32 protein-coding genes are annotated in these 26312 nt (G+C 59.3%); 13 read left to right on the top strand and 19 right to left on the bottom strand.

Annotation, left to right across the window (positions count from 1 at the left end; genetic code table 11):
* Positions 1-24: 24 nt before the first annotated feature.
* The 7 genes from AC2FJ6_RS15905 to AC2FJ6_RS15875 all read right to left on the bottom strand — a co-directional run bounded on the left by AC2FJ6_RS15905 (position 25) and on the right by AC2FJ6_RS15875 (position 4810).
* Positions 25-489 carry a PTS sugar transporter subunit IIA gene (locus tag AC2FJ6_RS15905; protein ID WP_170770981.1) on the bottom strand — a complete coding sequence of 155 codons (465 nt, stop codon included), beginning with the start codon at positions 487-489 and terminating at the stop codon, positions 25-27.
* 60 nt (positions 490-549) lie between these two features.
* Positions 550-1113, bottom strand: coding sequence for a ribosome hibernation-promoting factor, HPF/YfiA family (hpf, locus tag AC2FJ6_RS15900; RefSeq protein ID WP_170770983.1), 564 nt, complete (start codon positions 1111-1113; stop codon positions 550-552).
* Positions 1114-1365: 252 nt separating this feature from the next.
* A complete protein-coding gene (gene lptB, locus AC2FJ6_RS15895) occupies positions 1366-2124 on the bottom strand; it encodes an LPS export ABC transporter ATP-binding protein (protein WP_170770985.1) in 759 nt (252 codons plus the stop codon).
* A complete protein-coding gene (locus AC2FJ6_RS15890) occupies positions 2124-2615 on the bottom strand; it encodes an LptA/OstA family protein (protein WP_170770987.1) in 492 nt (163 codons plus the stop codon). Before AC2FJ6_RS15890 ends, lptB begins: the two co-directional genes overlap by 1 nt.
* Positions 2616-2618: 3 nt before the next feature.
* A complete protein-coding gene (gene lptC / locus AC2FJ6_RS15885; protein ID WP_170770989.1) occupies positions 2619-3218 on the bottom strand; it encodes an LPS export ABC transporter periplasmic protein LptC in 600 nt (199 codons plus the stop codon).
* A 12-nt stretch (positions 3219-3230) separates the two neighbouring features.
* The gene (locus AC2FJ6_RS15880; RefSeq protein WP_170770991.1) at positions 3231-4199 is read right to left on the bottom strand and encodes a KpsF/GutQ family sugar-phosphate isomerase; all 969 of its coding nucleotides are present in this window, start codon (positions 4197-4199) and stop codon (positions 3231-3233) included.
* Positions 4196-4810 carry a ribonuclease D gene (locus AC2FJ6_RS15875; RefSeq protein WP_170770993.1) on the bottom strand — a complete coding sequence of 205 codons (615 nt, stop codon included), beginning with the start codon at positions 4808-4810 and terminating at the stop codon, positions 4196-4198. Before AC2FJ6_RS15875 ends, AC2FJ6_RS15880 begins: the two co-directional genes overlap by 4 nt.
* A 163-nt stretch (positions 4811-4973) precedes the next feature.
* On the opposite strand from AC2FJ6_RS15875, the gene AC2FJ6_RS15870 reads away from it, so the two are divergent.
* From AC2FJ6_RS15870 to AC2FJ6_RS15840, 7 genes are all read left to right on the top strand, one after another.
* Positions 4974-6194, top strand: coding sequence for an MFS transporter (locus AC2FJ6_RS15870; protein ID WP_170770995.1), 1221 nt, complete (start codon positions 4974-4976; stop codon positions 6192-6194).
* A gap of 33 nt (positions 6195-6227) precedes the next feature.
* On the top strand, positions 6228-6656 hold the full coding sequence (locus tag AC2FJ6_RS15865; RefSeq protein WP_170770997.1) for an Lrp/AsnC family transcriptional regulator: 429 nt from the start codon (positions 6228-6230) through the stop codon (positions 6654-6656).
* Between the two features lie 73 nt (positions 6657-6729).
* Positions 6730-7416 (top strand): lytic transglycosylase domain-containing protein, encoded by a 687-nt coding sequence (locus tag AC2FJ6_RS15860; protein ID WP_170770999.1) that lies wholly within the window; start codon positions 6730-6732, stop codon positions 7414-7416.
* A 69-nt stretch (positions 7417-7485) separates the two neighbouring features.
* Positions 7486-9513, top strand: coding sequence for a flagellar biosynthesis protein FlhA (gene flhA, locus AC2FJ6_RS15855; protein ID WP_496669518.1), 2028 nt, complete (start codon positions 7486-7488; stop codon positions 9511-9513).
* Entirely contained in the window at positions 9510-10283 is a 774-nt protein-coding gene (locus tag AC2FJ6_RS15850; RefSeq protein ID WP_496669493.1) for a flagellar biosynthetic protein FliR, read from the top strand. The genes flhA and AC2FJ6_RS15850 overlap by 4 nt, the downstream gene beginning before the upstream one ends.
* Positions 10280-11362: a flagellar type III secretion system protein FlhB gene (gene flhB, locus AC2FJ6_RS15845; protein WP_170771004.1), complete on the top strand. Its 1083-nt coding sequence runs from the start codon at positions 10280-10282 to the stop codon at positions 11360-11362. Before AC2FJ6_RS15850 ends, flhB begins: the two co-directional genes overlap by 4 nt.
* Positions 11362-11745: a hypothetical protein gene (locus tag AC2FJ6_RS15840; protein ID WP_170771006.1), complete on the top strand. Its 384-nt coding sequence runs from the start codon at positions 11362-11364 to the stop codon at positions 11743-11745. Before flhB ends, AC2FJ6_RS15840 begins: the two co-directional genes overlap by 1 nt.
* 5 nt (positions 11746-11750) lie before the next feature.
* Here AC2FJ6_RS15840 and AC2FJ6_RS15835 read toward each other — a convergent pair whose 3' ends face one another.
* The 9 genes from AC2FJ6_RS15835 to AC2FJ6_RS15795 are packed head-to-tail and all read right to left on the bottom strand — an operon-like array spanning position 11751 to position 16317.
* On the bottom strand, positions 11751-12278 hold the full coding sequence (locus AC2FJ6_RS15835; RefSeq protein ID WP_170771008.1) for a flagellar basal body-associated FliL family protein: 528 nt from the start codon (positions 12276-12278) through the stop codon (positions 11751-11753).
* 10 nt (positions 12279-12288) lie between these two features.
* The gene (flgH, locus tag AC2FJ6_RS15830; protein WP_170771010.1) at positions 12289-13020 is read right to left on the bottom strand and encodes a flagellar basal body L-ring protein FlgH; all 732 of its coding nucleotides are present in this window, start codon (positions 13018-13020) and stop codon (positions 12289-12291) included.
* Positions 13020-13436 (bottom strand): flagellar basal body P-ring formation chaperone FlgA, encoded by a 417-nt coding sequence (gene flgA / locus AC2FJ6_RS15825; protein ID WP_496669491.1) that lies wholly within the window; start codon positions 13434-13436, stop codon positions 13020-13022. Before flgA ends, flgH begins: the two co-directional genes overlap by 1 nt.
* The gene (gene flgG / locus AC2FJ6_RS15820; RefSeq protein ID WP_170771014.1) at positions 13436-14221 is read right to left on the bottom strand and encodes a flagellar basal-body rod protein FlgG; all 786 of its coding nucleotides are present in this window, start codon (positions 14219-14221) and stop codon (positions 13436-13438) included. Before flgG ends, flgA begins: the two co-directional genes overlap by 1 nt.
* 21 nt (positions 14222-14242) lie before the next feature.
* Complete coding sequence (locus tag AC2FJ6_RS15815) at positions 14243-14953, bottom strand: flagellar hook-basal body complex protein (RefSeq protein WP_170771016.1); 711 nt, start codon at positions 14951-14953, stop codon at positions 14243-14245.
* A complete protein-coding gene (locus AC2FJ6_RS15810; protein WP_170353788.1) occupies positions 14953-15225 on the bottom strand; it encodes a flagellar biosynthetic protein FliQ in 273 nt (90 codons plus the stop codon). The genes AC2FJ6_RS15815 and AC2FJ6_RS15810 overlap by 1 nt, the downstream gene beginning before the upstream one ends.
* Before the next feature lie 4 nt (positions 15226-15229).
* Positions 15230-15520, bottom strand: coding sequence for a flagellar hook-basal body complex protein FliE (fliE, locus tag AC2FJ6_RS15805; protein ID WP_170771019.1), 291 nt, complete (start codon positions 15518-15520; stop codon positions 15230-15232).
* 11 nt (positions 15521-15531) lie between these two features.
* Entirely contained in the window at positions 15532-15918 is a 387-nt protein-coding gene (gene flgC / locus AC2FJ6_RS15800; protein ID WP_170353790.1) for a flagellar basal body rod protein FlgC, read from the bottom strand.
* Positions 15919-15930: 12 nt separating this feature from the next.
* The gene (locus AC2FJ6_RS15795) at positions 15931-16317 is read right to left on the bottom strand and encodes a FlgB family protein (RefSeq protein WP_170771566.1); all 387 of its coding nucleotides are present in this window, start codon (positions 16315-16317) and stop codon (positions 15931-15933) included.
* An 87-nt stretch (positions 16318-16404) separates the two neighbouring features.
* Between AC2FJ6_RS15795 and AC2FJ6_RS15790 the strand changes: the two genes are divergently transcribed.
* The 6 genes from AC2FJ6_RS15790 to AC2FJ6_RS15765 all read left to right on the top strand — a co-directional run bounded on the left by AC2FJ6_RS15790 (position 16405) and on the right by AC2FJ6_RS15765 (position 23629).
* Complete coding sequence (locus AC2FJ6_RS15790) at positions 16405-17742, top strand: FliI/YscN family ATPase (protein WP_170771020.1); 1338 nt, start codon at positions 16405-16407, stop codon at positions 17740-17742.
* Between the two features lie 86 nt (positions 17743-17828).
* On the top strand, positions 17829-18665 hold the full coding sequence (locus AC2FJ6_RS15785; protein WP_170771023.1) for an OmpA/MotB family protein: 837 nt from the start codon (positions 17829-17831) through the stop codon (positions 18663-18665).
* A gap of 97 nt (positions 18666-18762) precedes the next feature.
* Entirely contained in the window at positions 18763-20058 is a 1296-nt protein-coding gene (locus AC2FJ6_RS15780) for a flagellar hook protein FlgE (RefSeq protein WP_496669489.1), read from the top strand.
* A gap of 18 nt (positions 20059-20076) precedes the next feature.
* The gene (gene flgK / locus AC2FJ6_RS15775) at positions 20077-21528 is read left to right on the top strand and encodes a flagellar hook-associated protein FlgK (RefSeq protein ID WP_170771027.1); all 1452 of its coding nucleotides are present in this window, start codon (positions 20077-20079) and stop codon (positions 21526-21528) included.
* 2 nt (positions 21529-21530) lie between these two features.
* Positions 21531-22538 (top strand): flagellin, encoded by a 1008-nt coding sequence (locus AC2FJ6_RS15770; RefSeq protein WP_170771029.1) that lies wholly within the window; start codon positions 21531-21533, stop codon positions 22536-22538.
* Entirely contained in the window at positions 22535-23629 is a 1095-nt protein-coding gene (locus AC2FJ6_RS15765) for a flagellar basal body P-ring protein FlgI (RefSeq protein ID WP_170771031.1), read from the top strand. The genes AC2FJ6_RS15770 and AC2FJ6_RS15765 overlap by 4 nt, the downstream gene beginning before the upstream one ends.
* A gap of 56 nt (positions 23630-23685) precedes the next feature.
* On the opposite strand, the gene AC2FJ6_RS15760 is transcribed toward AC2FJ6_RS15765, so the two are convergent.
* Genes AC2FJ6_RS15760 through AC2FJ6_RS15750 form a run of 3 tightly spaced genes read right to left on the bottom strand, consistent with a single transcriptional unit; the run spans position 23686 to position 25949 of the window.
* Positions 23686-24333 carry a DUF1523 family protein gene (locus AC2FJ6_RS15760; protein WP_170771033.1) on the bottom strand — a complete coding sequence of 216 codons (648 nt, stop codon included), beginning with the start codon at positions 24331-24333 and terminating at the stop codon, positions 23686-23688.
* 11 nt (positions 24334-24344) lie between these two features.
* Entirely contained in the window at positions 24345-24611 is a 267-nt protein-coding gene (locus AC2FJ6_RS15755) for a hypothetical protein (protein ID WP_170771035.1), read from the bottom strand.
* Complete coding sequence (locus AC2FJ6_RS15750) at positions 24612-25949, bottom strand: DUF6638 family protein (RefSeq protein ID WP_170771037.1); 1338 nt, start codon at positions 25947-25949, stop codon at positions 24612-24614.
* Positions 25950-26312 lie beyond the last annotated feature (363 nt).

Genomic DNA, 26312 nt, shown 5'->3' with positions numbered 1-26312 from the left:
GGCTTTTCTTTTTCAATCAGACGATTAAGCCGCCTGCATGGATTGCGCTTCGGTCAAAATCGCATAGAGCTTGACTGGATCGGGATTGGCCCGCAGCTTGGCGCAAACCGAGGTATCGCGCAGCGTCCGAGATACCAGCGCCAGTGCCTTCAGGTGATCCACTCCCGCCTCTTCGGGGGCGAACAATGCAAAAGCGATATCAACAGGCTGCCGGTCTACCGACCCGAAATCAATCGGCTTTTCCAGCATGACAAACACGCCCGAGACATCCTGTAGCTCGGTCAGCCGCGCATGAGGCAGAGCAACGCCATGGCCCACGCCTGTGGGCCCAAGGCTTTCACGCTCCAGAAGCGCATCCACAACGACCTGCGCGTCCAGACCCAGTGTCGCAGCCGCAACATCGCCGATTTCCTGAAACAACCGCTTCTTGCTGGATGCGGCGGATAACACACGCACTGCTTCGGGCTTCAGAATGCTCGAAAGCTCCATGATAACGCTCCATGACGATGCCCCCACTGGCGCAGGGGCACGTCTTTCTAATCTTGCCTGTTACGGATCAATCCAGCCGATGTTTCCGTCTTCCCGACGATACACGACATTCAATCCATCCTTGTTCTCATTCCGGAACACCAGCACCGGGGCACCAGCCAGTTCCATCTGCATAACGGCTTCACCAACACTCAGCGATGGGATCTTGGTTTCCATCTCAGCCACGATCATCGGCTGCAGAGTTTCAGGCTCATCCGCCGACTCAGATTCGTCAGAGGCGAGGATATAAGAGGAAGCTCCAAAGAGTTCAACCGGCTCGGACCGATCCTTGTGATGGTCCTTGAGACGGCGTTTGTATCGGCGCAATTGTGTTTCCATCTTGTCACAGCACCCCTCGAATGCTGCATAAATCTCGGTTGCGTGGGCTTTGGCCTGCGCCGTCAGGCCGGTGGAAAGATGTACGGTGGTCTCGCACACATATTCATGCGCAGAACGGGAAAAGACGACATTGGCGTCGGTCGGTCGCTGGGCGTATTTGCCCACCACCTCGCCAAGTTCGGTCTGCACATGGGTCTGAAGTGCTTCGCCGATGTCGATCTGTTTTCCGCTGATTTGGTAACGCATGTGATCTCCTTCACAATTCACACCCATTTAGACGCTGTGAAATACAACGCGCTTTTTTTTATCGGGTGGGGGGTATCGACATGTTCCGCGGTAGCCGGAACTTGATCCCTTCGAAGAAGGGGCATCGTGATCCAGACTGGAACCGAGAAAATGCCATGCCCCAATTGAGGCAAGAGACGGCGGAAGAGTCAATCAAAACAGGCGTGTATATACGAGATTTCCGCCATGCATCCGGCGCAATACCACGCAAACCTATGAAATACGGAAGTTTTCGCCCAGATAGACACGGCGCACGTTTTCGTTTTCGACCACTTCGTCAGGAGTGCCGGACATAAGTACCTGACCATCATGCAGAATATAGGCGCGATCCACGATCTCGAGCGTCTCGCGCACGTTGTGATCGGTGATCAGAACACCGATCCCGCGCTTTTTCAGATCGGCCACAAGGTGACGGATATCGCCCACGCTGATCGGGTCCACACCAGCAAAAGGTTCGTCCAGCAGCAAATACTTGGGGTCAGCCGCCAGACAACGCGCGATCTCGACCCGGCGCCGTTCGCCACCAGACAGGGCCAGCGCAGGCGCGCGACGCAGATGTTCGATCGAGAAATCGGACAACAGCTCTTCTAGCCGTTCCTTGCGGCGATGCGCGTGTCTTACGGTGATATCCAGCACGGCAGATATGTTTTCTTCAACGCTCATACCCCGGAAAATCGACATTTCCTGCGGCAGATACCCAATACCAAGCCGTGCGCGGCGGTACATGGGCAGGGTCGTCACCACCTGACCGTCGATGGTCACGGTTCCAGCCTCGGGAAAAACCAGCCCAGCCACGGAATAAAAGGTCGTGGTCTTACCCGACCCGTTGGGCCCCAACAGCGCCACAACCTCGGACCGGCCCAATGTCATCGAGACATCGCGGATAACCGTTTTCTTCCGGTAGGATTTACGCAGCTTTTCGATCCTGAGCCCCGATGTGCCCTCGGTCACGCTCAGACTGGGTCGCGCCATCAGTTGGCCCCCTGCTGAAGGATCGTCTTGACGTTGCCCGTCACCGTTGCCGACCCAGAGGTCAGGTTTGCATTCATCTGATCGCCGCTGATCGTGCTGGGGCCCTGGGTCAGCAGAACGTTACCGCGCATGACGATCTGGCCCGAGTCGATGGTATATTCCGCCCAATCTCCTTCCGCCGCATCGGGCGGGCTGACCAGAACAACGTCTTCCGTGGCCTCCATCCGCTCGATACCCGAGCGGTCCTCATTGTAGATCACTAGTACCCGACCCGCAGTCAGCCGCATTTCTCCCTGGATGACGATCACGTTGCCCACGAACTCGGCCGAGCCGTCCTCCTGGTTCACGTTCAGCGATTCCGATGTCACCTCGACCGGCAGGCTGGGGTCTGCCTTGACGGCACCAAACGCGACCTGGGTTCCCTGCGCCGCAGCCAGATTGGCACCGGCCAGCAAAGAGACGGTAAGAAGGACAGTACGAAAATCGAACACAGCTTATCTTTCTGCTTGTTGCGGCTGGTATATCAGCTTCACGCCATCTGTAAAAAGAATATGGACCGGACCGTCCTTTTTTTCCGCCCCGAATGTCATGCGACCGGCCGAGAAATCGCCGATCGCGCCGGTTCCGTCAATCTGACCCGGCGTATCACCTCGAATTTCGTCCAAGGCCGTGTTCAGGTGATCGGTTGTCACCCGAATACCGTCGGTCGTGGTAATCACGACATCTCCCACGAAGGTTGCCGTGTTCTTGTCAGGGCGGATCGTGCCCGAATTGGAATCCAGCGTGATGATACCGCCATTCAAAAGCCCCAGCCTGCCCTGAAACTCGGATGCCGTGGGCACAGAGTTCTCGGTTCCTTGCGTGGCTTGCGTGGCTTCGATCAGTACCTCTTCGCCCTTGCGCGTGGTGCCACGGTAGCTCGGATTGGTGACCACCTGATCGGCCAGACGTTCCTCGATATCGCGTTGGGTGAAGGGGACCGTCACGTCGGTTTCGATGCTGCGCGACAGCAGGAACACGGTGGACAACAGCACAATGGCCGCCAGCGGCAGGACCACCTTCAAAAACTGCACCATCCGAGAGTGGCTGTCCACGGCCCCGCCCTCTTATCCCAGCCCGACGCGCAGGCAATCGTGAATGTGCAGCAGACCCAGCGCGGGGCCGTCCGTATCCGGTTCGACCACAAACAACGAGGTGATCTTGCGGTCATTCATGATCGCCACGGCTTCTTCAGCCAATGCATCGGGTCCGATTGTCGTCGGGTTCTCGGTCATCACCTGCGCGGCTGTTTTGGACAGCAAACCATCCATGTGACGGCGCAGGTCCCCATCGGTGATAATCCCCGAAAGCTGGCCACCGCTTTCTGTCACGCCCGCGACACCGAACCCTTTCTGGCTGATCTCTATCAGCGCATCGCTCATGGCGACATCGGATGCCAGCAGGGGCAGGGCCTCGCCCGTATGCATCAGGTCACGCACCGTGCTGAGCCGCGCGCCCAGCTTGCCTCCGGGGTGGAAAGCACGGAAATCCTCGGGCTTGAAATCGCGATGTTTCATCAGCGCGATCGCCAGCGCGTCGCCCATCGCCAATGTCAGCGTGGTCGAGATCGAGGGCACCATGCCAAACCCACATGCCTCGCCCATCGAGGGGATCAGCAAGTGCACATCCGCCTGTTTCATCAGCGTGCTTTCAGGCTTGCTGGACAGGCCGATCAGCGGAATCCCAAACCGGCGGGTAAAGGCCAGCAAGTTTGCCAGTTCCGGCGCTTCGCCAGAATTCGAAATAGCCAGAACAACGTCGCCCTTGGACACCATGCCCAGATCGCCATGGCTGGCCTCGGCAGGGTGAACGAAATAGGCGGGCGTGCCGGTGCTGGCCAAAGTTGCCGCGATTTTGTGGCCGATATGACCTGATTTGCCGATGCCGCTGATGATAATGCGGCCTGTGGCTTGCAGGATCAGCTGCACGGCCTCGGCAAAGTCTTCGTTCAGGCTGTCGGCCAGCACGTCCAGCGCGCGGGCTTCGTCGGTGATCACCTGTCGGGCGGTTTTCAGGAAGGCGTCTGTATCGGTCATGAGTGCGCAAAAATATCCGTTTCGGGCCAACCGGCGAGGTCAAGCTTCGCTCGCATCGGCAAGAAGTCAAAACAGGCCTGGGCCATTTCCGTCCGGCCTTCGCGGGCCAGCCGACCGTCCAGCGCCTCGCGCAGACTGTGCAGATACAAAACGTCCGAAGCCGCATAGTCCAGCTGCGCCTCTGTCAGGGTTTCGGCACCCCAATCGCTCATCTGTTGCTGTTTCGAGATATCGACCCCGATCAGTTCCTGGCACAGGTTTTTCAGCCCGTGGCGGTCGGTATAGGTGCGCACCAAACGGCTGGCGATCTTGGTGCAATAGACCGGCGCGGCCAGTGCGCCAAAGGCGTGATACATCGCGGCGATATCGAAGCGTCCGAAATGGAACAGCTTCAGTACGTCGGGGTTTTCCAGCATCGCGCACAGGTTTGGGGCCTCGGTCTGACCTTTGGCGACCTGCACAATATGGCTGTTGCCATCGCCGCCCGACATCTGGATCACACACAGACGGTCGCGATGCGGGTTAAGCCCCATGGTTTCGCAGTCGATGGCCACGACAGGGCCAAGGTCCAACCCGTCCGGCAGGTCGTTTTGATAAAGATGGTTCGCCACGGGGTCTTCCTTTGTGCGGTATCGCCCCCGAGATAGGCGGTTTGGCCCGTGAACTCAACGCCATCCATAGAATGCAATCAAGATACGCGATTCTTGACCATCCGAGACTGGGCTGGGAAAACCAACCAAGTATCCGTTTCCAATGGAAAGGACCGCCCGGCCCATGCTGAGCATCTTGCGAAACCGCGTTTACCGCCACCTGTTGGCCGCCCAGATCGTGGCGCTGACCGGCACCGGTTTGGCGACGGTTGCGCTAGGGCTTCTCGCATTTGATCTTGCAGGTAATGCTGCAGGCATGGTGCTGGGCACGGCGCTGACGATCAAGATGGTCGCCTATGTGCTGGTCGCGCCCATTGCTGCCGCCGTGGCCGAGCGGCTGGATCGCCGCAAAATGCTGGTGGTGTTGGATCTGGTCCGTGCGGCTGTGGCTGTCTGCTTGCCCTTCGTAACCGAGATCTGGCAGGTTTTTGTGCTGATTTTCATCCTACAATCGGCCTCGGCCGGGTTCACGCCCGCGTTTCAGGCCACGATCCCGGATGTGCTTACGGATGAGCACGACTATACAAAGGCTCTATCGCTGTCCCGGCTGGCCTATGATCTGGAGAGCGTCGTAAGCCCACTGCTTGCCGCTGCTTTGCTGACGATTGTCAGTTTTGACAGCCTGTTCTGGGGCACTGGGGTTGGTTTTGTCGCCTCGGCCCTGCTGGTGGTTTCGGTCGTCCTGCCCTCGCCCAAACCCAAACAACCCCGCGGTATCTTTGACCGCACCACCCGCGGCCTGCGCATCTATTTGGCCACACCACGCCTCAGGGGGTTGCTGGCGCTGAACTGGACGGCTGCAGCCCTCAGCGCGACGATTATTGTCAACACGGTGGTTATCGTGCGCGGCGATCTGGGACTGTCGGAAAGCGCAGTGGCAACGGCTCTGGCCGGGTTCGGAGGCGGTTCGATGCTGGCCGCTTTTGCCCTGCCCGCCCTGTTAGAGAAACTGCGAGACCGCGACGTCATGCTGACCGGCGCGAGCTTTGGCACGTTGTCGATGGCCGTGGCCGCCGCGATGTCGGCGCTGTCACTGATCTCGCTACCCAGCCTTGCGCTGATCTGGGCCTGCGTCGGGTTTGGCTATTCGGCAACGCTGACCCCGGCGGGCCGCTTACTGACCCGCTCGGCCCCGCCTGAGGATCGCCCAGCGCTTTTCGCCGCGCAATTCACACTGTCGCATCTATGCTGGTTGGTGCTCTATCCCCTTGCGGGCTGGCTGATGACAGACAAGGGCACAACCCAAACCTTTGCCTGGATGACCTTTGCGGCGGCCTGGGGGATCGGGTTTATGGGCTTTCTGTGGCCCCGGTCCCTGACCCAACTCCCCCACAACAAGCCTTGAGCCTCACCCCCCCCTTGCACTACATCTGGCGTCATGGATCAACTGGACCGCCGCATCATCGCCGCCCTGCAACACAATGCCCGCGAGTCGACCACCAAGATCGCGGCCAAGCTGGGCGTAGCCCGCACCACCGTGCACGAGCGGATCAACCGCATGGAAGAGCGCGGCGTGATCGCGGGTTACTCCGTCGTACTGACCACACCCGAAGACAGCCCCCGCGTACAGGTCGTTGTCCTGCTGGAGGTGCAGCAAAAGGAAACCACGCGCATCATCAAGCGGCTCGAGGCCTACCCCGAGGTCAAACTGTGCCTGTCCATTAACGGAGAGTTCGACCTGTTGCTATCCGCCGAAGCCCCAAGATTGGAAGATTTGGACATTCTGGTGGATGAGCTGGCCAAAATCCCCGGCGTTCTGCGCACCAATACCAGCGTCGTGTTCGGGCGGCGGATTGATCGAATCTGATTGGCCGATAACCCTCTGTAAACCTAAGCGGGACTAGCTTGGCCGGGACTGATCAGAATCCCGGACCGGCAGAATGCCCCATCGTTTCATCTCAGGACTGGTTGTCGCGCTTTTCGTCGCGCAACCGCTGGCCGCCGCGCCAGATGCCCGCACTGCCGGGATCTGCGACCATGCCGCCCGACGCGCTGCACGCACGCATGACGTGCCGCTGGACGTGCTGCGCGCCATATCGCGGGTCGAAACAGGCCGTGCGGTGGACGGCCAGCTTGCCCCATGGCCTTGGACCATCAATGTTGAGGGCAAGGGGTTCTGGTTTACTTCGGAATACGAGGCGAAAACCTATCTTTTCAACATCTTCAAAGCAGGCAAACGCAGCTTTGATGTCGGCTGCTTTCAGATCAACTACCGGTGGCACGGTAAGGCTTTTCGGTCGATCGACGCGATGTTCGACCCACTCGAAAACGCACAATACGCCGCCCGGTTCCTGAAAAAACTGCATGCCGAGCTCGGGTCATGGACCGCAGCCGCCGGGGCCTATCACTCGCGCACGCCGGATCTGGCACAGGCCTATTCCGGCCGGTTCCGGCGCGTTCTGGCCGGGTTAGAGCAGGGTATCGACGCGCCTCTGGCGGCGCGAGACCCGTTCACCGGAGCGGCTGCGCCGCTGATCCCGCAGGACACCCGCCAAACGCGCAGCACTGCACTTGGCTCGCTGGTTCCTGCCACCGGAACCGCCACCGCCTTTATCCCATTCAACTAGGAGGGTCGCGTGCCCAAGATCGGCCCCCGTTCCCTGTTCTCGCCCACCGTCCTGCTGGCGCTGGCGCTGATGACGGTCATCGTGATGATGATCCTGCCGATGCCCGCCTGGGTGCTGGATGTGGGTCTGGCGGCGTCTTTCGCGCTGGCCATTCTGATCTTCACCCTGACCCTGTTCATCGAACGGCCACTGGATTTCTCATCCTTCCCCACGATCCTGCTGGCCTCACTGATGCTGCGGCTGTCGCTGAACGTGTCGTCAACCAAGCTGATCATCGGTCAGGGTCATACCGGCCCAAACGCTGCCGGGGATGTGATCGAAGGGTTCGCTCAGTTCGTCATGGGCGGCAGCATCTTCCTGGGGCTGGTGGTGTTCGGCGTGCTGCTGATCGTGAACTTCATGGTCATCACCAAGGGTGCCGCCCGCATGGCCGAGGTCGGTGCGCGCTTTGCGCTGGACGGGATGCCGGGTAAACAGCTGGCCATTGACAGCGACATGTCCGCCGGGGCCATCGACCACCAGCAAGCCAAGGAACGGCGCGAACGCGAACAGCAAGAGACGACATTCTTCGGCTCGCTCGACGGTGCTTCGAAATTCGTCAAAGGCGATGCGGTTGCTGGTCTGCTGATCACCCTGCTAAACCTTGTGATGGGTCTGATCATGGGGGTGATCGTGCATGGGATGCCGATATCCTCGGCGTTTGAAACCTATGCCATCCTGACCGTGGGCGACGGGTTGGTGTCGCAAATCCCAGCCGTGATCATCTCGATCGCCTCGGCGCTGCTACTGGCGCGTGGCGGCACGCAAGGGGCCACGGACAACGCCATTTTCTCACAACTGGGCAAGCACCCGGCGGCGTTGGGGACGGTGGCAATGCTGATGGTGCTGTTTGCTCTGGTGCCGGGTCTGCCCTTCCTGCCTTTTATCCTCGGGGCCTGTGTGCTGGGCTATGCCGCCTATAGTGTGCACCGCAAACAAAAGGCCGAGGCTGACGCCGCCATTACCCCAGCGACCACCGACGACACGCCGGTTTCTCAGGCGATTGGCGACATTCTGGATCTGGACGACGTGCATCTGGAATTTGCGCCGGATCTGGTCAGCATGGTGCTGAACCCCGGCACCGGGCTGGATGCCCGGATCGCCAATATGCGGACCTATGTGGCCTCGACATTTGGTCTGATCCTGCCAGACATCCGCCTGACCGACCGCGCCGATCTGCCCATGGGCACATATGTGGTCAAGGTCCACGGGGTTGAACAGGCGCGTGGCGAATTGAACCCAGATCTGGTGCTGGCGCTGGTGCAAGATGACCGTGATTTGCTGCCCGACGGCACCGACGTGACCGAACCCGTCTATGGCGCCCCTGCCCGATGGATTCTGCCCAAAGATCAAGAGGCCGCGGCGATGAGCGGGGCCACGATCGTCTCTCCTCCAGAGATTCTGGCCACGCACCTGCTTGAGATCATCAAACAGAACTTCTCGCGCCTGCTGACGCTGAAATCTCTGCGCCGATTGCTAGCCGAGATGACCAAGCTCAGCGATCCGATCCGGGCCGAGGCCAACCGCAAGCTGCTGGACGAGTTGATCCCCGACAAAGTGCCGATCGACACGCTACACGCGGTGTTGCGGCTGCTGCTGGATGAGCGTGTTTCGATCCGCAACATGGCCCTGATCTTGGAAAGCGTGGCCGAGGCGCGCCTGACCACAACACAGCCCGAAGGTATCTGCGAACTGGTCCGTCAGCGCTTGGGCTTTCAACTGGTGGCCGAGATGAAGCGCGAGGATGGCTCGATCCCGCTGATTCAGCTGGCCCCGGAATGGGAGGAGACGTTCTCGACCTACCAGATCGACGCGCCAAATGCGGGGCTGGACGTGGCGCTGCCGCCCAACCTGTTCAACAAACTGGCCGATGGGGTCGTCAACACGGTGTCACAATCGGCCGATCATGGGCTTTATCCAGCGGTTGTGACCTCGACCCGGCGACGGCGATTGCTGCGCACGATCATGCACGCGCGCGGCGTCGCGAACCCGGTCCTCTCGTTCGAGGAAATCGGGCTGGAAGCACGCCCTGCCCTGGTCGGAACGGTGCCCGCGTGATCGCCCTGCCACCCGAGCTTCTACCTCAATTGGGGGATGGGCTGTGGCACCTCTTTGCCGTGTTCCTGCGTGTCTCTGCACTGGTTTCTCTGCTGCCCGCATTTGGCGAGCGCAGCATTTCGACCCGCGTGAAACTGGGCATCTCGGTAGCGTTCACACTGATCATCCTGCCTGCCACCCCCGCACCAATCCCGGCCCCCGGCCTGCTGCCGATGGTGCGGCTTATCGTGACCGAGATATTGATCGGCGTGGCACTGGGGCTGGGGCTGCGACTATTCGTGCTGGCCCTGCAAACCGCCGGCTCTATCGCCGCGCAAGCGACCTCTCTGTCCCAGATCCTGGGTGGCGCGGCCGCTGACCCGGTTCCGGCTATGGGCTACGTGCTCACCCTGGCCGGCCTGACGCTGGCTGTCTTGCTGGGGCTACATGTTCACGTCGCGCAATTCCTGATCCACAGCTACATGTTGTTTCCGATGGGCGTGGCCCCAGCAGTCTCGGACCTGTCGGAATGGGGCGTGCAGCGGATCGCGCGCAGTTTCAGCCTTGCCTTCAGCCTCGCCATGCCGCTCGTCATCGCATCATTGATCTATAACCTCGCGCTGGGCGTGATCAACCGCGCCATGCCACAGCTTATGGTGGCTTTTGTCGGCGCCCCCGCGATTACCTTTGCCGGTCTGTTCCTGTTGTTTGCCGGCACGCCTTTGATCTTGTCGGTCTGGGCTGACGCGCTGTTTTCCTTCATCGTCAACCCGGTCGGAGCCAGCAGATGAGCAGTGATGACGACAGTGACAAGTCATTCGAGCCAACACCACAGAAGCTTCAGAAAGCACGCGAGAAGGGCGAAGTTGCCAAGTCTAACGACCTGTCGGTTGTCGCGGCCTATTCGGGGTTCCTGGTGGCTCTGCTGGTCGCAGGCAGTTATGGCGTCCAGCAAATGGGGACACTGTTCGTCGTTCTGGTCGATCAAGCCAGCGACTTGTCAGAATTGTTGATCGAGGTTCCAGCCGTCAATCCGGTCGCTGGGCTACTACAAACCGCTCTGGTGGCGATGTCCATCCTGTTCGCCCTGCCCGCCGCGGCCGTATTGCTCTGCCTGATTGCCCAGCGGGCCCTGATTTTTGCGCCTAGCAAGCTGAAGCCCAAACTCTCGCGTATTTCGATCCCATCCAACGCCAAGAACAAGTTCGGGCGTGGCGGTCTGTTCGAATTTGCCAAGAGCTTTGTGAAACTGGTGATCTACGGCACCTGCCTTGCCCTGTTTCTGCGCGCCAATCTGGACCAGATCTTGTCAGCCAGCGCGGCACCGGCCAAGGCATCTTTGCTTTTGATGATGAATTTGTTGTTTCGGTTCCTGTTTATCGTCGTCGCCGTGGCTCTCGCGATCGGAGCGGTGGATTACCTTTGGCAATATGCCGAGCATATCCGCAAAAACCGGATGTCGCGCAAAGAAATTCAGGACGAAACCAAGGACGCCGAGGGCGATCCGCATGTCAAACAGCAGCGCCGCCAGCGCGCGCAAGAGATCGCGACAAATCAGATGATGGCGGACGTGCCCAAGGCAGATGTGGTTGTTGTCAACCCAACCCATTTTGCAGTCGCGCTAAAGTGGTCGCGGGCCGCCGGCTCGGCCCCGGTCTGTGTTGCCAAGGGCGTGGACGAGGTCGCAGCCGCCATTCGATCGACGGCTGGAACAGCGGGCGTTCCAATACACTCGGACCCGCCAACCGCGCGCGCGCTGCACGCGACCGTCGAGATCGGGCAGGAGATTGCAGAGGAACACTATAAACCCGTCGCTGCGGCTATTCGGTTTGCCGAGGCAATGCGCAAAAAAGCAAAAGGGCAGATTTGATGAAACGCCAAAAGCTTTCAAACTTGCAAATAGCCACAGACGCACTTTTCCAGAAAGAGCATCAAGCCCTGGCACCCATCTTGCAGGCCGAGATCCGTATCCAAAACCAGCTGGCACGATTGGACGGTCAAGTTCGGCAAACGCGCTGGGATACCAACGACACCGAAGGATATCGTGTCACCGGAACAGATATCCTGTGGCATGGGTGGGAATCCAATACCCGTCGTCAGTTGAACATGGAACTGGCGCGGGTGAGATCGCAAAAGCTTGCAGCTCTGGACGCGTTGCGCTCCGCGTTTGGGCGCCAGCAGGCGGTTACCCGGCTGTCTGATATCGAAACGGAAAACCGACGCCGCGCTTTGCAGAAGAAACAGATACCTTAATGCGCTCAGGCATCCTGCCGGTTCACGCTCAGGATCATCACGTTCGAGATTTCCTTGCCCAGGTCTTTCTGCGCCACTTCCAACAAGGACTTACGCAGCGTGTCCAGATTTTCCGAAGTGGTGAAATTGCCGTCAAACCCACCTGTGTTCGCGTGATCGAACAGAACTTGCAGGAAGCGGTCGCGTAATTTCGGCTCTATGGCATAGAAAGTGTCGGTCATGCCCGGTTTAGCCTCAAGGCTAACGGACATCGTTACCATGGCCGAAATGCGCTCGGCTTCAACAACTGGTATCACAAACTGTTTGGTCAGTTTCAGATATTCCACATCGCTGCTCTTGTCGTCTTTCTCCGACGTTTTGGACTTCGGTTTGGGTTTCTCATCTTTGGCCTTTTTGTCCTTGGGCTCCTTTTCCGCGGACGCATATTCCTTGCCCTCTTGTGCGGGCGCGTCGGATGGGGCCAGGAAAAGCCCGGCCCCGACACCTACGCCAAGGCCTGCCAACAGAAAGAAAACGGGGATCAGTTTTTTCATCAATCAACCCTCAAAACGGTAGAAGAGTGTCTAGAACCTGTTGCCCATAGCGCGGCTGCTGCACATCGGTAATCTGACCGCGCCCGCCATAGGACACCCGCGCAGAGGCAATCTTGTCATACGTGATTTCGTTCTGGCGCGAGATATCCTGCGGGCGCACATAGCCGGTTACCAGCAGCTCGCGCAGTTCGAAATTCACCCGTAATTCCTGCGAACCCGAGATCGCCAATACGCCATTGGGCAGCACATCAATCACGGTTGCTGCAACGCGCAGCGTCAGTTTCTCTTTGCGCTTTACCGACCCTTTGCCGCGACTGTTGGAGGCTGAATCAATCGACACCGCCTCATCCAAAGATGCGCCTTCGGGCAGTTGCTCTGCCGCTCTTTGCGGCAGCCCGAACAGACCGGGCACCGAAAGGCTTTCGGATCCCGCGCGGGACCGGTTGGTGTCGTTGGAAATCTCGGCTTTTTCATCCAACTCGATCACGACCGTCAGGATATCGCCTTTCTTGATCGCCCGCTGATCGCCCAGCAGCGATTGCTGCCCGCCCGTCCACAGCGACGATTGATCGACCGCGCGTTGGGGCTGCGTATGCAGTGGCAGGCCGGGCCAAAGCATGGCGACATGTTCGGGCGAATCCTCATTGGGTGTGAAGCTGGGGGGTTTACCCAGGTGATCGACGCGGCCACAGGCGGTCAGAACCAACGCGCCCAGTAGGAGTGATTTGGTATATACTGACATCATTTTACCTCGATTTGTCCGTCGGTTCGGATAAAGCCGGTCACGGTGGTTCGCGACGACAGGTTCATCACCCGAATGCGATCGCCGACTGCCCCGCGACCCAACGCGCGCGCTTCTGCAGTGATCGACAGCGGTTGGCGATCAAAAATCAGAACCACCAGATCATTGCGGTCGACGATTGCGGGCGGTCCGAAATCGCCCGCGCGAATGGGACGGCCGGGATAGAGCGCCACGCGTGCCTCCTGCCCAACCAGCACGTCCGGGTTGGAAATCGCGCCGGGTATGTCCTGTTCCTTGGTGGCCAGATCAGTGGGCGCGATGATCTCTTTCGCGCGGATCGTACGGGTCGGGACCACAATATCGGCCATCGCCGCGCAGGGTCCTGCCATCACAAGTGTCAAAAACAGCACCCGCATCAACGCACCTGTGTGGTTGCGCCCATCATCTGATCGACGGCCGAGATCACCTTGGCGTTCATCTCGTATCCCCGCTGGGCTTCGATCAGTTCGGTGACCTCGCGCACGGCGTCGACGGAACTGTCCTCAAGATAGCCCTGTCGCAGCGTGCCCAGGCCATCCTCGCCCGGAGATCCGACAACTGGTGCGCCCGAAGCTTCGGTTTCTTTGAACAGGTTGCTGCCGATGGCCTCTAAGCCTTTGGCGTTCGAGAAACTCGCCAGGGTGAATTCACCCAGCAGCTGCCCTTCGGCGGCATCGTCGAAATAGGCGTAGACCTCGCCCGCTGCGTTGATCGAGATTGAGCGCGCGTCGTCGGGGATTGTAATCTCGGGCGCAACCGCGAACCCGTCCGAGGTGACAATCAGACCCTCGGCTGACCGCTTAAGGCTACCGTCGCGGGTAAATGCGGACTGACCGTTGGGCAACGTCACCTCCAGATACCCACGCCCTTCGATCGCCACATCCAGATCGCTGCCGGTTGCCGACAATGCACCTTGCGCAAGCTGCACCGTCACCGCAGCGGGGCGGACGCCAAGCCCCAACTGAATACCTGTCGGCAAAACCGTGCCATCATTGGCGTTCACCGACCCGGCCCGTGCCATCTGCTGATAGTGCAGATCGGCAAATTCAGCCCGCCGCGCGTTGTAGCCGGTGGTGTTCATATTCGCGAGGTTGTTCGAGATCGTCTCAACCCGCATCTGCTGCGCGGTCATACCCGTCGCTGCGATTTTCAATGCCCGCATGTCAAATCCTCCGTTCTAAAGTCAGCGCATCAGCGCCTTGAGCGCGCCACGCACCCGTTCGTCTTCGGTTTCAAGAAAGCTCTGGCCCAGCTCATAGGCGCGCTGGATTTCGACCAGCCGTGTCACTTGTTCGATTGCGTTGACGTTGGATCCTTCGAGAAAGCGGTGAACGATCACCGGCTCTTCGACCGGCACTACGTCGCCGTCGCTACGGAACTGCGTGCTGCCTTCGCGCACCAGGGTCTTGGGATCTTCGACCCGGTAGACACCAAGCTGCCCCAGCAATTGCCCCTCAATACTGAGTGTGCCGTCGCTGCCCACGTCGATCGAGGCCGCGTCGGGGGGTACAAAAACCGGCGCGCCGTTGCTATCCAGCACACGGTGGCCATCCATCGTGACCAAATCTCCCTCGGCGCTTGGCGAGAACGCCCCTGCCCGTGTCAATCGATTGCCGGCCGGAGTTTCGACCATGAAGAAACCATCGCCTTCGATGGCGAAATCGAAATCTCCTCCGGTTTGGGTCAGAACCCCTTGCTGCAGAGACGTATTGCGCACCTCAGCCCGCGCCATCGACAGCGAGGGATTGCCGGGCATGTCGCGGACGAATTCGGAAAACACCAAGCCTTGCGCGCGGTATCCGGTGGTGTTGGCATTGGCGATGTTGTTCGCCACCAACCGCATTTCATTCATCAGCCCCGACTGGCGGGACAAGGTGGTATAGGCGGTATCCATCAGCGACCTCCGGCGATCAGCGGGACAAGGGTTGTGGTAAAAAACGTCACCAGCGTCTGGGTCATGAACCCCATGGAAATCCAGAACACGATGACGATGGCGATCAGCTTGGGCACGAAGGTCAACGTCATCTCCTGCACCGAGGTCAGCGCCTGGAACAGGCCCACGATCAGGCCCGAAACCAGCGCCACAGCCAGGATCGGGACCGAGGTGATCACCGCGACCCACAGCGCCTGACGCACGATGTCATAGAACAGACCTTCGCTGAGCATCGCGTCAGACCGGCATCCGCAGGATTTCCTGATAGGCCTCGACCACTTTGTTGCGCACGACCACAGCCGTCTCAACCGCCAGTTCGGTCTGCGCCAGCGCCTGCACCAGCGCGTGCGGATCAGCCTGGCCGGTCATCGCGGTCTGCGAGATGGCCTCGGACTGTTTCAGCGTAGCGGCGAAATCCTGAAACGTACTGCGTAATCCTTGCGCCATTCCGGCGTGATCGGGATCGGCCTGCGTTGCAGGGCGCGCGCCAGTATAGTTCTGGGCAGCATTGAGGGCTCGGATATCCATTCTGGTGTCCTTTATTTTCTGAGGAGTTCCATCAGGCTCGACGACATCTGACGTGTCTGGTCGAACATCTTGAGATTGGCTTCGTAACTGCGCTGTGCCTCGCGGGCGTCGGCGATCTCGATCATCAGATCGACATTCGAGCCGCGATAATGGCCGGTCTCATCCGCCATCGGATGACCGGGGTCGTAAACGCGCGACGCGTCGCGGCGGTCCAGCTTGACCCGCCCGGCCTGTACCACCTCGCGCCCGTCTTTTTGCACGGTTTCGAACGGTACAGTCTTGCGGCGATACCCCGGCGTATCGGCGTTCGAAATATTCTCAGACACGTGTCGCAGACGCGCCGATTGCGCGCGCAGGGCGCTGGTCGAGGCGGCAAGGGAATGGGAAAAATCACTCATCTCACTACCCCTTTATGACCGGCCAAGACTGGTGCGCAGGATGTTCATCGAGGATTTGTAAATGGTCAGTGCGCGGTCATGCTGGCGCTTGACCTCGACCGCCTTGAACATCTCTTCCTCGATAGAAACACCGTTGCCATTGGGATCGCCCGAAGGCGCGACGTCATATTCGGCCCAAGGCTGCGACGCGTTGTTGCCGTTCAGATGCCCGGCCCGCGTGGCGATCATCGCCCCCTCGAGCCCGGTTTCTTCGAATGCTGTTCGAAAGGCCTCAAGATCACGGGGCTGGTAGCCCGGCGTATCCGCATTGGCCATGTTACGCGCAATTACGGCCTGCCGTTGCCCGGCATGGGTTGCCATTGCGTGCGCTGTCTTAAAGACGTTCAGGTCATAGAACATCGGGGCTTCTCCCTCGATCAATTTCAATCAAGGCTTAACCCCGATTCCTTTAGAAACCGTTTTCAGAAACCCGTTGGAGAACCCACGATGTCCGATCTCGACCCAAGCTTTCTAAAATGCGAATTCGACCGTCTTTCCGCTGTGCGCCATATGGGGCGTGTGTCCAGCGTGGCGCGCGGAGTTGTTGAAATTCAAGGGCTTGAAGGGCAGGCACGGATCGGCGACCACCTGACCCTTCGGCGACGCAGCAGTCCGGATCTGGGCGGGGAGGTGCTGCATGTCGAATCGGATTTGATTCATATGATGCCCGCGTCCGCGCCCGATGGTGTTTGTCTGGGCGACCGGGTGATTCTAGAGCAGACGCCTGAGTTTGCGCCGGGGATGCATTGGCTTGGACGGGTGGTTGATCCGTTCGGGAAACCACTGGATGGCAAGCCTCTGCTGCCCGGCACACAGGATCGCGACATCATGCAGGCCCCGCCCGCTGCCGTCGCCCGCAAACCGCTGGGCACGCGGATGGAGACCGGGCTGGCCATGCTCAACACCATGCTGCCGGTGGTACAAGGGCAGCGCGTGGGGTTGTTCGCGGGTTCGGGCGTGGGCAAGTCGACGCTGTTGGCCACGCTGGCCAAGTCGATGCAGGCGGATGCCGTTGTCGTCGCATTGGTTGGTGAACGCGGGCGCGAGGTGAATGAATTCGTCGAACACGCGCTGGGGGCCGAGGGGATGAAACGGTCGGTTGTGGTGGCCGCGACCTCGGATCAGTCCGCGCTGGCCCGCCGACGCTGCGCCTGGTCGGCGATGTCGGTGGCTGAATATCTGCGCGATCAGGGGCTGAACGTGCTGTTTCTGGCCGATTCGGTCACTCGCTTTGCCGAGGCGCATCGCGAAATCGCCGTCGCCATGGGCGAATCCCCGTCCCTTCGCGGTTTCCCTCCGTCGGTCACGCCGCTGATCGCCGGTCTGTGCGAACGCGCCGGACCGGGGACGGCGGATCAGGGCGATATCACCGCCGTGTTCAGTGTTCTGGTGGCCGGATCGGATATGGATGAACCCGTGGCCGACATTCTGCGCGGCGTTCTGGACGGCCACATTGTCCTGAGTCGCGAAATTGCCGAGCGCGGGCGTTTCCCGGCCATTGATCTCAGCCGCTCAGTCTCGCGCAGCCTGCCGGGTGCCGCGTCCGAGGATGAAAACCGCATGATCGCCGAGGCCCGCAAGCTGGTCGCCAGCTACGAGCAATCCGAGGTGATGATCAAGGCAGGGCTGTATTCCGAGGGCGCGGACCCGCTACTGGATCAGGCCGTGCGGGTACATGAGGAACTGGACACCTTCTTTGCCAAGTCTGAACCGGATGGGATCGAAGGCAGTTTCAACCGGTTGAACCTGATCTTGCGGCGGGCCGGATCCAACCTTCCGCGATAGGGAAATCAATACAGTTTTAAGTGTTAAGCCCACCTTAAGACCTGCCCGGCTACCCCTGTAGTCGGGTGATAAAAAAGGTGGTGGAGATGGGTGCGCAATCCAATGCGGCGCCAATCATCATCAAGAAGAAACGTGTGTCAGGTGGCGATGGTCACCACGGTGGCGCGTGGAAAGTCGCATATGCCGACTTTGTCACGGCCATGATGGCGTTCTTCATGTTGATGTGGCTGCTGAATGCAACGACGGAAAAACAACGCAAAGGGCTGGCGGACTATTTTTCGCCGACGATCCCGGTGAACCCGGTTTCGGGTGGGGGTAGCGGGGCCTTTGGTGGCGACAATATGTTCTCGGAGAAGACCCTGGCCATGAGCGGTTCTGGCGCCAGTCAACGCAGACCGACCGAAGCAAGGCAGGCGCAGGGTTCCATCGGGGTCAGTGTAGATGGCGGCGAGCGCGAGGTTCAGGATTTCACCACGCTTGAGGCCGAACTGATGGGGCGGACAGGCGAAAGCATGGTCTCGAACAAGGTCTTGCAGCACATCGTCACGCGCGTCACCGACGAAGGTCTTGTGGTCGAGCTGTTCGATACCGAAGACCAGCCCCTGTTCGAATCGGATAGTGACACACCAACGGCGATGATGCGGGCGCTGGCACTTTTGGTGGCGCGGTCCTCGGACTTGGTGACAAATGCGGTGGCCGTCGAAGGGCATGTGCGCGCCTCGCCCGTGGTTCTGGCGCAGAACCCGGCCTGGGACGTATCAACCGCGCGCGCTCAGAAAGTGCGGCAAATGCTTCAAGATAAAGGGGTTACGCCGTCTCGACTGGATCGCGTCACGGGACATGCTGACCGAGAATTGACGGCCAAAAACCCGATGGCCGTGCGCAATAACAGGGTTGAGGTCATCTTTCTACGCAATCCTTGACCGCAAAAGGTAGGACGCATTTTACCTGTTAGCGCGCTGTTAAGGCCCAGCGCGTTAGCTGTTGCATCAAGAATTGACGCAACAGAAGGGCGTGCCAATGACTATTTCTTCTTCGCTGAATGCCGGTGTGGCCGCATTGAAGGCCAATGCCAACCGGCTGGCGACCATTTCCGACAACATCGCGAACTCATCGACTTTCGGATACAAACGGGTCGAGACGGATTTTCATTCCATGGTCACGTCCGGTCAAGGCGGCAGCTATTCGGCAGGCGGGGTTCGCACCACCAGCCAGCGCCTTATCGACCAACGCGGCTCGCTTGTGACCACTAACAACTCGACCGATCTGGCCGTGCGCGGGCGTGGGATGTTGCCGGTGCGGTCCAGCTCTCAGATAGCAGGTGGTTCGAATGAGATGCTGCTGACCACTACTGGCTCGTTTCGCACCAATGAAGAAGGGTATCTGGTTACAGAATCCGGGCTGGTGCTGCTGGGCTGGCGCGCCAATCCGGACGGGACAATCCCGGCTGTACCGCGCGACACACCTGCCGCGCTGGAACCAATCCAGCTGAGCGTCAACCAACTGTCCGGTGCGCCAACCACACAGATGAACCTGCGTATGAACCTGCCCGCCACGGCCACCGATGCCGGGGCACCGGGCGACACACAGCCCCTGTCGGTTGAATATTTCGACAATTTGGGCAAATCGGAAAGCGTGGATATTGAGCTGGTCCCAACGGTTCCCGCCACAGGCAGTAGTAATGAGTGGACTATGATCCTGCGCGACTCCGCGTCGGGTGGGGCAATCGTTGGGGAATATACCCTGACTTTCACCGACAGTCGCACCGCGGGCGGAACACTGGCCAGCGTGACAGCGGTTTCCGGTGGTGCTTATGACCCGGCAACGGGAAGCCTGATGGTGAACGTGGCGGGCGGCCCGATGGAGATCAATATCGGTCAGATTGGCGACGCCGATGGCATCACGCAGTTGTCGGATACATTTGCTCCGGTCTCGATCACTCGAGATGGTTCGGCGGTTGGAACGATGACCAGCGTTCAGGTCGACGAGAACGGATATGTCTACGCGTTTTATGACACGGGCGTCAGTCGCCGCATGTTCCAGATTCCGCTGGCGGATGTGCCCAACCCGAACGGGCTGACGGCACTAGATAGCCAGACCTACGCGCCCTCACGCGAAAGCGGGACCTTTTTCCTGTGGAACGCGGGCGAGGGTCCCACTGGCGATCTGGTCTCATTCGCACGCGAGGAATCCACGACCGATGTGGCGACCGAACTAACCTCGATGATCCAGACGCAAAGGGCTTATTCCTCAAGTGCCAAGGTGATCCAGACGGTGGATGAGATGCTTCAGGAAACCACCAATATCAAACGTTAACCCAGGGGGATCTGTCTCATGAACATGTCGACAGCCTTGAACAACGCCATCGGCGGCCTGACCGCCGCCAGCCGCGGCGCCGCAGTTGTCTCCGGCAACATCGCCAATGCGCTGACACCGGGATACGCGCGCAGGTCGCTGGAGCTGACGACCAACACGATTTCCGGCCACGGCGTTCGGAGTGTCGGCGTGGTTCGGCACCAGGACCCGGTCCTGACGGCCAATAGGCGAAGCGCGGACGCGGATCTTTCCCTTCAAACGGCTGTTTCGGGGTTTCACACTCAACTCGAACGTCTGGTGGGCGGACCCGACGATTCGACCTCGCTTGCGGCTAGGCTTGCCGATTTCGACGGCAGTCTGATTACCGCCGCCAGCCTACCTGATTCGTCCGAACGGTTGGATCAGGTGGCGCGTACGGGCCACCATCTTGCAGACAAATTGAACGCGACCTCGGAAGGGTTGCGTCAGATGCGATCGGACGCCGATCGCGCAATCGGCAAACAGTTGGACAGCCTGAACCAGACACTCAAAGATCTGGAAGAGATCAACGCCAAAATCCCCGCCGTGAAATATGTGGGGGGCGACATCGGCGCGCTTCTGGATCAGCGCCAAGTACTGATTGATCAGGTGAACCAGATCTTACCCGTCAACGTCGTGCCGCGCGCGAATGATCAGGTATCGATCTATTCTGACGGCGGCTTGATCCTCTTAGAGGGCAGCGCGGCCGAGTTCTCTTACACCACGACCGGTGACACCAAGCCCCATATGACCGTCGACAACGGGCTGCTTTCGGGTCTGACACTAAACGGTAACTCGGTTCGAACATTAGGCGACAACGCGCAGATCCGAGGCGGCGCACTGGCCGCGCAGTTCCATATCCGCGACGCGCTTGCAGTTGAGGTTCAGTCCAATCTGGACACGGTGGCCCAAGACCTGGTCGAACGGTTCGAAACACCGGGGCTGGACCCGACCGCCCTCGCCACTGACGCAGGGGTGTTTACGGATGCAAGCAATCGGTTTGACCCGGCTGCTGCGGCTGGACTTGCGTCGCGGATCAGTCTGAACCAAATCGTCGATCCTGATGCGGGTGGCCAAAGCTGGCGGCTGCGCGCGGGGCTTGGGGCGGCGGCTCCGGGTGATCCGGGGGATGCCTCGCAATTGCATGCGTTCAGCGCCATCCTCAGTGCGGCCCGGCCGGTTGCAAACCCGGTTTTCGGCACCGGAGATATGCGCGCCTCGGACTTGACCGAAGCGCTTATGTCCAAAACCGGGGCCGACGCGCATACGGCCAATCAGCGTCTGGTTTTCGCCAACAGCACGCAAGAAGAGATGACCCGGATCGAAGCCGAGCAGGGCGTCGACACGGATCAGGAATTACAGCGCCTCATCCAGATCGAGCAGACCTACGCCGCCAATGCGCGGCTGATCTCGGTAGTGGATGAGCTGATGGAAACCCTGTTGAGGTTGTAAGAATGGTTCTGACGTCTATCGGAGATCTGGCGCGGGGTTTGACGTTGAAAACTCGCGCGACCGACATCAAAAACCAGATCGAAACACTGTCCTACGAAATGGCCACCGGCAAAGTGCAGGATGTATCGGGCCGTTTGGACGGAGATTATTCGCATCTCTTGGATCTGGATCGCAGCCTTGCCCGACTTGATGCCTTTCAGGTCGCCACGTCCGAGGCCGGGTTGTTCACCGATGCCATGCAGCTGAGCCTGACAACCGTTGACCATTCCGTCTCGGAAATCACTGCATCTCTGCTGTCTTTCGGAACATCCAACCAGGCCGTGACCCACGAAAACGCCTCGGTTCAGGCGCAGAATGAGTTGGACACGGTTATTTCTGCGCTGAACACGCGGGCGGGCGGGCGCAGCCTGTTTTCCGGAACGGCGACCGATGTCTCTCCTTTGCCGCCGGCGCAAACCCTGCTGGCCGCGCTCAAGACCGAGCTAACCGGGGCGGTTACAGTGGCCGATATCCGTCAACGCGCCGAGGATTGGTTCAACGATCCGGCAGGTTTTGATGCGGTGATCTATCAGGGCTCTGCAACGACGCTGTCCCCAATGCAAATATCGGAATCAGAAAGCGTCAGAGTCCCGGTGACGGCAACCGATCCTGCGCTCAAGGCGGCCTTGCGCGATATCGCTGTCGCAGCCGCTGTTGCAGATCCAGCCCTGGGAATTACAAGGGATCAGCGAACAGATCTCTTCAAGCAACTCGGGGTCGATCTGGCCAACACCCAGAACGAAACCGTCAATCTGCGGGCCAGGGTCGGTGTGGCCGAGGCGCGGATTGAACAAGCCGCCACGCGCAACAATGCCGCCCGCACCAGTTTGGAATACAGCCGCAACAAACTGATCGCCGCAGACCCTTATGAAACGGCGGCACAGCTGCAAACGGTCCAGTTCCAGTTGGAAAGCCTGTATTCCGTCACCGTCCGCAACGCCAACCTGTCACTGGTGAATTTCCTGAGATGAGAGTTCTTGTTTTCCTTTTAATGTTGCTGCCCAGCCTGGCATCTGCCGGTGCAATCCGCCTGAAAGACCTGGTGGATTTCGACGGAGTTCGCGGCAACGATCTGGTCGGTTATGGTCTTGTGGTCGGGCTGAACGGAACCGGGGATGGGTTGCGCAACTCGCCCTTCACCGAAGAGATCATGTCGAACATTCTGGAACGGCTGGGCGTGAACGTCACCGGCGAAGATTTTCGTCCCAAAAACGTAGCGGCTGTGCTGGTGACAGCCAGCCTGCCGCCATTTGCGCGGGTAGGTGGGCAGATTGACGTGACAGTCTCTGCCATAGGGGATTCCAGCAGCCTGTTGGGTGGGACGTTGATCATGACCCCGCTGAACGCCGCCGACGGGCAGATCTATGCGGTCGCGCAGGGTACAGTTCTTGCGGGCGGTGCCTCGGCTGAAGGTCAGGCCGCAACGGTGGTGCAAGGCGTGCCGACCGCGGGCGTGATCCCTTCGGGTGCGCGGGTGGAACGGGAAATCGACTTTGATCTGTCGACCCTGACACAGATGCGATTGGCCCTGCGCGAACCGGATTTCACCACCGCAGGCCGGATCGAAGTGGCAATCAATACCGAATTCAACCGACCTGTTGCCATCATGCGGGATTCGGGCACCGTTGAGCTGAACATCGCCGCCACTCAGGCCATATCAACAGCACACGCGATCGGTCGGATCGAGAACATCCTGGTCGAGCCCGAAACAAAGGCCCGCGTGGTCGTTGATCAAAGGTCAGGCACAATCGTAATGGGACAAGAGGTGCGCATTTCGCGCGTTGCAGTCTCGCAAGGAAACCTGACCCTGACGGTCGAGGAAGCCCCAATTGCGATACAACCCAACCCATTCGCGCGGGGCGAAACTGTTGTGGTGCCCCGCACGATCGCCGGGATCGAAGAGGAGGAAGGCACGGGATTGGCCGAAATTCCCGAGGCGACAACCTTATCCGAGGTTGTCGCCGGACTGAACGCGCTTGGTGTGTCGCCGCGTGACATGATCGACATTCTCAAGACAATCAAAGCCGCTGGGGCGCTCCATGCGGAATTTGTCGTTCGCTAGATATACAAGGGTTTGCTGCGGCAAAGAATGGCAGCAGACCCGGTACCTGGAGTACGTTACTTCGATTTCCAGGTATTCAGCCACTTTTTGAAACGGCTGCTTTGTTCGCCGATCGCGTCGCCGGCAGCGTAGAGCCCATCCTCAACATTCTCGATCACCGGATCGACCCGCGCCGCGCGGAAGCGTCGCCAGCGTACCCAAATTGCCCAGATCAGCGCTGCGAACACCGTCAAGAAAATGATGTTGAACCAGGGGATCAGGCGCACATCCGGGCTGTCGACCGGGCGCACGGAAACAGCGTTGGGAAAGATCGACATCAGCTGATTGCGCCAGCCATAGTGGCGCAAGACCACCCATTGCGGATTGTCAGCTGTCGACACCAGATTGGTCAACTCAGCCTGCAAGTTGGAACTATCCAACTTGAAATATGGTGGCCAGCCCCAACCAGTATCTTCGTTGCGATAGACGCGCGGCTTACCGTTTGGGCGGAAAGTTTCGACAAAGCGCACGTCGCGGTTGACGGTCTGTGCACCTTCTTGCCCGGTGTCCTGCTGTGCCCAGAAGATCGAATTCTCACCAAAATCGACGCGCCGCACCTCGGTCTTCACGATACGCACCACATCCTGTTGCGGCAGAGTGTATTCCAAAACCGAGGCAATCAGCCCCCAGAACACAATGATGAACGCCCATTTGACATAGACCATCTAGCCGGTCCTCACATGAAATTTGTTATATAGATCAATAGGGCAATCGCCCCAAGCGGGATGACATAGACACCCAACAACAGTTTCTTGCGAAACGAGTTATCATACTGCCGCATCCCCCGTTCAAGAAATGCGTCACGATCACCCCGCAACCCCTTCTTTTCCCAATGGGCAATCAGCTTGCGGCGACGCACCAGACGGGAATAGATCGACAGCCCAACATAGATCACGGTCAGGACAATCAACAGGGGGATCAGAAATCGTAACGCGACGAACATTCACCCTCTCTCCAATGCGCCCCAGGGGCCGACCCGCGCAATCACCGCCTCACTGACCCGGTCTTGGCCGCTCATGTCGGGCTCATGCCCAAACAAGGCAGCGCGAGCCCCGGCCTTGTCCACCTGATACTCGCGCGCGAGAAAGTCGGCAACATAGGTTTTCTTGTTCTCAGGCCAGGTTTTGTAGGTGCTGTAGAACAATTCCTTGTGGCAGATGAACAACTGGCGCGGGTCCAACGGGGCCAATTCGGCCAGCAGCATATTCACCAGATCCCGATGCGGGGTGTCCTTTGCGCGCAGGGTGTAGAAATAGGCCGGATGGTCCGAAGTGATTCGCGGCCACGGCCCGCCATCGGTCGCCCAGCGCAGCAATTGCGCCAACCCGTGATAGGCCTCGGGCAGGTGGTCGGCGTGGTTTCGGGCCAGACGACGCATGTCGCGGCGCTCCAACCCTGTCAGATCAACCCCTGAACCCGCAGCCGCCGCCACGGTCAGAAAATCCATCTTTTGTTGCAGAATGGCGGCGGAATCCACGCCGCGCGCCTCGATGACCGTTTCGACAAGATTGTTGTAGCCCAGAAACTTGGCGATCTGATTGCGCTGCGATTTGTGGAACACATACTTCATCAACAGATCGTCAGGCGTATCATCCATACAGATCGCCGCCGGATGGTCGAGGTCCGGAAAAAGGTAAAGCCCGCCATAATGCGCGGTCCAGAAATTCGGCTGCTCAAAGACTGTGTGGCGCAGCCGAACCGGGTTGCGGGTGACGTCACCGGTGTCCTTGGCGGTATCGATCATCTCGGCAATCAGAACATCATCGAACCAGGCGTCCTGTTCGGTCTTGAACCGTTCGACCAAACCCGCAAGCTGTTCAGCCTTGCGCAAGGTGCCGCCGACCGTATCGGCCTCGATCTCAATCTTGCGCAGGTTCAGCAGATCATTGGGCGTGCTGAGTTTGAAGACCGAGTTCACCAGCTCTCCGGCCACGGCATCGGTGGCGGTCAGGGCGAACAGCTGCGCCTCGTTCATCTCGATGAACTCGCGCAGAATGTCACGCGAAGTCGAGAATTTGACGTTCAGCAGAGGCGCGCGTTTCTGCTCGGTCGTCAGCAGGATGAACTGCCGGTTGACCCCGTTTGGGTTGAGATAGAGCGGGTCGTCCAATTCCTGCCCAATCTCTGGGGAATAGCCCGAGATATCGACGTGGAAATCCGTAAGCTGAGTGGCCTTGCCCGCCAGATGCTGCAACGCGCGGTTATACCGTTCGACCAAGGCCGGGCTGGAGATGTGGACAAGATTGCCGAACATCAGGCCTTTTTCGATGAGGCGGATCATTGGAAGGCCTCCAAGAGTAGAATTCGCGCTGGGAGTTCACAGACAACGTTTCGTAAATCAACCATTGTTCGTATCTTCGTTTGAATGGGAGCCCAGTCGCTTCGCACGGTCGTTCCATCCCAGAAAGTTAGGTAAGTCTACAATCGCGAAAGCGACGACGGCCAACCCAAAAAAGTTCTTCCTAAATGCGCTCCAAGGTGTTTGACCGTCCAACTCAACTGGAATGTCGGAAAATGGCCATAACTCTCCGAACTCGGCGAAGACTATAAGCCACGCGCCCAACAAAGGCAGCGCTAGAATGTAGATGATCCTTTTCAGTCCCGTGGATTTCAAATGGCCCTATCCTTTCCTTTTTGTTGAATG

The sequence above is a fragment of the Ruegeria sp. CDSA089 genome (assembly GCF_059612205.1).
The sequence above is the reverse complement of the archived record's forward strand: the minus strand, read 5'-3'. Positions and strand labels throughout refer to the sequence as shown.

Coding starts and splice junctions, on each gene's coding strand:
- AC2FJ6_RS15905 (WP_170770981.1), bottom strand. CDS start 489: ATGGAGCTTTCGAGCATTCTGAAGCCCGAAGCAGTGCGTGTGTTATCC.
- hpf (WP_170770983.1), bottom strand. CDS start 1,113: ATGCGTTACCAAATCAGCGGAAAACAGATCGACATCGGCGAAGCACTT.
- lptB (WP_170770985.1), bottom strand. CDS start 2,124: ATGGCGCGACCCAGTCTGAGCGTGACCGAGGGCACATCGGGGCTCAGG.
- AC2FJ6_RS15880 (WP_170770991.1), bottom strand. CDS start 4,199: ATGACCGATACAGACGCCTTCCTGAAAACCGCCCGACAGGTGATCACC.
- AC2FJ6_RS15870 (WP_170770995.1), top strand. CDS start 4,974: ATGCTGAGCATCTTGCGAAACCGCGTTTACCGCCACCTGTTGGCCGCC.
- AC2FJ6_RS15865 (WP_170770997.1), top strand. CDS start 6,228: ATGGATCAACTGGACCGCCGCATCATCGCCGCCCTGCAACACAATGCC.
- AC2FJ6_RS15860 (WP_170770999.1), top strand. CDS start 6,730: ATGCCCCATCGTTTCATCTCAGGACTGGTTGTCGCGCTTTTCGTCGCG.
- flhA (WP_496669518.1), top strand. CDS start 7,486: ATGACGGTCATCGTGATGATGATCCTGCCGATGCCCGCCTGGGTGCTG.
- flhB (WP_170771004.1), top strand. CDS start 10,280: ATGAGCAGTGATGACGACAGTGACAAGTCATTCGAGCCAACACCACAG.
- AC2FJ6_RS15840 (WP_170771006.1), top strand. CDS start 11,362: ATGAAACGCCAAAAGCTTTCAAACTTGCAAATAGCCACAGACGCACTT.
- AC2FJ6_RS15835 (WP_170771008.1), bottom strand. CDS start 12,278: ATGAAAAAACTGATCCCCGTTTTCTTTCTGTTGGCAGGCCTTGGCGTA.
- flgH (WP_170771010.1), bottom strand. CDS start 13,020: ATGTCAGTATATACCAAATCACTCCTACTGGGCGCGTTGGTTCTGACC.
- flgA (WP_496669491.1), bottom strand. CDS start 13,436: ATGCGGGTGCTGTTTTTGACACTTGTGATGGCAGGACCCTGCGCGGCG.
- flgG (WP_170771014.1), bottom strand. CDS start 14,221: ATGCGGGCATTGAAAATCGCAGCGACGGGTATGACCGCGCAGCAGATG.
- AC2FJ6_RS15815 (WP_170771016.1), bottom strand. CDS start 14,953: ATGGATACCGCCTATACCACCTTGTCCCGCCAGTCGGGGCTGATGAAT.
- AC2FJ6_RS15810 (WP_170353788.1), bottom strand. CDS start 15,225: ATGCTCAGCGAAGGTCTGTTCTATGACATCGTGCGTCAGGCGCTGTGG.
- fliE (WP_170771019.1), bottom strand. CDS start 15,520: ATGGATATCCGAGCCCTCAATGCTGCCCAGAACTATACTGGCGCGCGC.
- flgC (WP_170353790.1), bottom strand. CDS start 15,918: ATGAGTGATTTTTCCCATTCCCTTGCCGCCTCGACCAGCGCCCTGCGC.
- AC2FJ6_RS15795 (WP_170771566.1), bottom strand. CDS start 16,317: ATGTTCTATGACCTGAACGTCTTTAAGACAGCGCACGCAATGGCAACC.
- AC2FJ6_RS15790 (WP_170771020.1), top strand. CDS start 16,405: ATGTCCGATCTCGACCCAAGCTTTCTAAAATGCGAATTCGACCGTCTT.
- AC2FJ6_RS15785 (WP_170771023.1), top strand. CDS start 17,829: ATGGGTGCGCAATCCAATGCGGCGCCAATCATCATCAAGAAGAAACGT.
- AC2FJ6_RS15780 (WP_496669489.1), top strand. CDS start 18,763: ATGACTATTTCTTCTTCGCTGAATGCCGGTGTGGCCGCATTGAAGGCC.
- flgK (WP_170771027.1), top strand. CDS start 20,077: ATGAACATGTCGACAGCCTTGAACAACGCCATCGGCGGCCTGACCGCC.
- AC2FJ6_RS15770 (WP_170771029.1), top strand. CDS start 21,531: ATGGTTCTGACGTCTATCGGAGATCTGGCGCGGGGTTTGACGTTGAAA.
- AC2FJ6_RS15765 (WP_170771031.1), top strand. CDS start 22,535: ATGAGAGTTCTTGTTTTCCTTTTAATGTTGCTGCCCAGCCTGGCATCT.
- AC2FJ6_RS15760 (WP_170771033.1), bottom strand. CDS start 24,333: ATGGTCTATGTCAAATGGGCGTTCATCATTGTGTTCTGGGGGCTGATT.
- AC2FJ6_RS15755 (WP_170771035.1), bottom strand. CDS start 24,611: ATGTTCGTCGCGTTACGATTTCTGATCCCCCTGTTGATTGTCCTGACC.
- AC2FJ6_RS15750 (WP_170771037.1), bottom strand. CDS start 25,949: ATGATCCGCCTCATCGAAAAAGGCCTGATGTTCGGCAATCTTGTCCAC.